A 4,190-nucleotide genomic window follows, 5' to 3' on the forward strand; every position below is an offset into this window, starting at 1 on the left:
AAATCGGAAGGTCGGCGGTTCGACCCCGCCCCTGGCCACACAAAACCGCAGGTCAGAGACCTGCGACGGCGCGGATCCGTGATCCGTCTGCTAACGCCTGCTAACACGAGGCTCGCTCGTCACAACACTCGAGCGCATTACCCGCCTGATGAGGGCGCCACGATCAGGCACCAGCCGTCCTGTATCGCACACCGCATCCGCTGACCGCGTGAGTCAGGTGGGCGGCCAACATCCCGATCGACCCGGCCACCGCGGGGGGGCACATCACGGGACAGAGTGATTAGAGTCGGCGTCCCAGCAACAAGGAGCAGGCCGTGGCCGAGAAGGTTCTCACGATCATCGTCTCGGACCTTTCTGGCGACGAGACGAACGACGGCGAGACCGTGGAGTTCACCTACCGCGGGGTGTCGTACGCGATCGATCTCACCAAGGAGGAGTCCGCCGCGTTCGACGAGGCGATCTGGGCGAGGGGATGGCCCACGCGGATCTCGGCGGTGCTCCCGGGCGGCTGACGCGCGGCGCAGGTTGGGGAGCAAGGCCGGGTTCGCTCGCTGCGCGCAGCGCGCGCAGTTGCCGCGAGCGGCCCGCGCGGGGTTGACTGTCGCTGTGAGTACCGGCGACTCGACGACGTGGCACGCCCGGAGGCGCGCGGCTGCGCGCCCCGCACCGGCATCCGGGGTGCGCTCGGTCGTCGCCGAGTCGTGGCTGCGCTCCTCGGCCGCCGGCGTGGACCCTGACACCCACCTTGCGCCGGTCCGGCTCGACGGCGGCGACCTCGCCGACTACCGCGCCACCCATGCCCTTTCCCACGTGTTCCCGCTCCTCTATGACGTGCTGGGCCGCGCCGCGGTCGACTGCGACATCGTCATGGCCGTCGGCGACGCCGAAGGCCAACTGCTGTGGGTGTGCGGCCCGCCGGGGGTGCTGCGTCGTGCCGAGACCATCAACTTCGTCGAGGGTTCGGTGTGGACTGAGCATGACGCCGGCACCAATGCCCCCGGGATGGCACTGCGCCTCGGCCAGCCCGTGCACGTCCATGCCGCCGAGCACTTCAACCGGCTCGTCCACCCCTGGAGCTGTGCTGCGGCACCGATCCACGACCCGACGACGAGCCGGGTGCTCGGTGTCGTCGATATCACCGGCGGCCCCGACGTCGCGTCGCCGCAGAGTCTGGCGATGATCCGCGCCGCCGCCCGGATGGCCGAGTCGGAGCTGGCGCGACTCGCGCTCACCGGGACGACCCTCACCGCGCCCGGCGAGACCCCGCAACCGGGCAGTGCGACGGGCCTGCTGCGGGTGCGCGGCCTCGGGCTCCCGGAGGCCGTGGTGGAGGTCGGGGGCCGCACCCACCGGCTGAGCCGGCGACACAGCGAGATCGTCGCCGCACTCCTCAGCCACCCGGCCGGACTCACCGCAGAGCAGCTCGAGATCGAGGTGTACGCCGGTCGCGTCCACTCCTCGACCCTGCGGGCGGAGTTGGTGCGCCTGCGCGCCCTGCTCGGACCCGAGGTCCTCGCATCCCGGCCGTACCGACTCCTCGCCGAGACCGAGAGCGACTGGGGCACCGTCGAGGCGCACCTCGCGGCGGGACAGGTGCGCTCCGCGCTGCAGACCTACAAGGGACCGCTGCTGCCGGGTTCCGAGGCACCTGGTGTCGTTGAGCTGCGTGACGCGGTGGAGAGCCACGTCCGCGCTGCAGTGCTCGCCTCGGACGAGCCGGACCTCATGGTCGGCTGGACCCGGTCCCGCTGGGGCGCAGGCGATCTGGAGATGTGGGGCCGACAGGTCCAGACCCTGCCGGCCACCTCGCCGCTGCGCCGGGTGGCCGAGGCCGAGACCGATCGGCTGGAACGCGAGCTGCACGCCTGAGCGGGGCTCCCGGCGTCTGTGCAACATGGTTGCAACGTCTTCGTGCCTAGCCTCCGGTCAACCCGTCGCCGGACGGGCCCGAGACACAGGAGATCGACAATGACGTTGTTCCCACCCCCCGGTTCCGACGGCAGCACCGTCACCGTGAAGAGCCGCTACGACAACTGGATCGGCGGCCAATGGGTCGCCCCCGTGCAGGGCCGGTACTTCGAGAACGTGACCCCGGTGACCGGCCAGCCGTTCTGCGAGATCGCCCGCTCGGGCCCCGAGGACATCGAGCTCGCCCTGGATGCCGCGCACGGCGCCGCGGCCGCGTGGGGACGAACCTCGGTCACCGAGCGCTCGGGCGTGCTGCTGCGTATCGCCGACCGGATGGAGGCCAACCTCACCGACCTCGCCGTCGCCGAGACGTGGGACAACGGCAAACCGGTGCGCGAGACCATCGCCGCCGACCTCGCCCTCGCGGTTGACCACTTCCGCTACTTCGCGGGCGCGATCCGCGCCCAGGAAGGGTCAATCGGCGAGATCGACGCCGACACCGTGGCCTATCACCTGCACGAGCCGCTCGGCGTCGTCGGCCAGATCATCCCCTGGAACTTCCCCATCCTCATGGCGGTCTGGAAACTCGCCCCGGCCCTCGCCGCGGGCAACTGTGTCGTGCTCAAGCCGGCCGAGCAGACCCCGTGGTCCATCCTCAAGCTCATCGAGCTGGTCGGGGACCTGCTGCCTGACGGCGTGCTGAACATCGTCAACGGCTTCGGTGTCGAGGCTGGCAAGCCGCTCGCGTCCAGCCCGCGCATCGCCAAGATCGCCTTCACCGGGGAAACGACGACCGGCCGGCTGATCATGCAGTACGCCAGCCAGAACCTCATCCCGGTCACCCTCGAGCTAGGCGGCAAGAGCCCGAACATCTTCTTCGAGGACGTTGCCGACAGCCGGGACTCGTTCTACGACAAGGCGCTCGAGGGCTTCACGATGTTCGCCCTCAACCAGGGCGAGGTGTGCACCTGCCCGTCGCGCGCCCTCATCCAGTCCTCGATCTACGACCAGTTCCTCCCCGACGCCATCGACCGGGTCGGCCAGATCGTGCAGGGCAACCCCCTCGACACCGACACCATGATCGGCGCCCAGGCGAGCAACGACCAGCTCGAGAAGATCCTGTCCTACATCGACATCGGCAAGCAGGAGGGAGCCAGGATCCTCATCGGCGGCGCCCGGGCAGAGCTGGGCGGCGACCTCTCTGGAGGCTTCTACATGCAGCCCACCGTCTTCGAGGGCGACAACTCGATGCGGATCTTCCAGGAGGAGATCTTCGGCCCGGTGCTGGCGGTCACCCGCTTCTCGGACGAGGTCGACGCCCTGAAGCTCGCGAACGACACCCTCTACGGGCTCGGTGCGGGCGTGTGGTCGCGCGATGGCAGCCGGGCCTATCGCGCCGGGCGCGAGATCAAGGCCGGGCGGGTCTGGACCAACTGCTACCACCAGTACCCCGCCCACGCAGCCTTCGGCGGCTACAAGCAGTCCGGGATCGGGCGCGAGAACCACAAGATGATGCTCGACCACTACCAGCAGACGAAGAACCTTCTCGTCAGCTACTCGCCGGATCCCCTCGGCTTCTTCTGAGCCGGTGGGTGAACCAACTCCCACCCGGGTCGACGTGACCGGTGAGGCGGCGTCTCTCGTGCGCCGCCTCACCGGGGTCCACGGCCCGGTGATGTTCCACCAGTCCGGCGGGTGTTGCGATGGCTCAGCGCCGATGTGCTTCCCCGACGGCGACTTCATCGTCTCCGATGCCGACGTCCACCTCGGAGACCTCCACGTCGGCCTCGATCGCGACGTCCCGGTCTTCATGTCCGTCGCGCAGTTCGCGTACTGGCGCTACACGCACCTGACGATCGACGTCGTGCCGGGTCGGGGCGCCGGCTTCTCGCTCGAGGCCCCGGAGGGCGTGCGCTTCATCGTCCGCTCACGAATGCTGACCGAGCCCGAGCTGGCCGTGCTCGAACCCTGACCCGGCGCGAGGACGCACAGTCACATGTGCTGACCGGAGAGGTTGGTTGAGGGAGAACGCCCCCTCGTTGTGACGGGCCGACATGGGAGGGCCTCCTGCGATGGAGTGGAACCGGCTCAGGGTTTCACTTCGCCAAACAGGAGGCCCCCGTGTCCCACGCTAACGCTGCCCTCACACCGAAGGCCTGGCATGGGGTCGCCCAGCTCATCGTCGATCAGGTGGCGCCGAGGTCGCGGCCCGGTTTCACTGTTCGCGCCCGACGGTGAAGCAGTGGGCGGAACAGTACCCCGCCGGGGAGTCCATGACGGAC

At 69.3% G+C, this 4,190-nt stretch carries 4 protein-coding genes and 1 pseudogene; all 5 read left to right on the forward strand.

Translation table 11 applies throughout. From position 1 onward, the window contains the following. Nucleotides 1-314: 314 nt before the first annotated feature. Nucleotides 315-512, forward strand: coding sequence for an Lsr2 dimerization domain-containing protein (locus tag PLL68_RS12690; protein ID WP_324534624.1), 198 nt, complete (start codon nucleotides 315-317; stop codon nucleotides 510-512). Between the two features lie 94 nt (nucleotides 513-606). Continuing rightward, a complete protein-coding gene (locus tag PLL68_RS12695) occupies nucleotides 607-1,869 on the forward strand; it encodes a GAF domain-containing protein (RefSeq protein WP_324534626.1) in 1,263 nt (420 codons plus the stop codon). A gap of 99 nt (nucleotides 1,870-1,968) precedes the next feature. Continuing rightward, nucleotides 1,969-3,492, forward strand: a complete 1,524-nt coding sequence (gene adh, locus PLL68_RS12700) for an aldehyde dehydrogenase (protein ID WP_324534627.1) — start codon at nucleotides 1,969-1,971, stop codon at nucleotides 3,490-3,492. A gap of 4 nt (nucleotides 3,493-3,496) precedes the next feature. After that, a complete protein-coding gene (locus PLL68_RS12705) occupies nucleotides 3,497-3,880 on the forward strand; it encodes a DUF779 domain-containing protein (protein ID WP_324534629.1) in 384 nt (127 codons plus the stop codon). Nucleotides 3,881-4,029: 149 nt separating this feature from the next. Beyond that, nucleotides 4,030-4,190 (forward strand): annotated as a pseudogene (locus tag PLL68_RS12710) (IS481 family transposase); the annotation flags it as partial.

It is taken from the genome of Ornithinibacter sp. (assembly GCF_035443565.1).
Lineage (GTDB): Bacteria > Actinomycetota > Actinomycetes > Actinomycetales > Dermatophilaceae > Fodinibacter.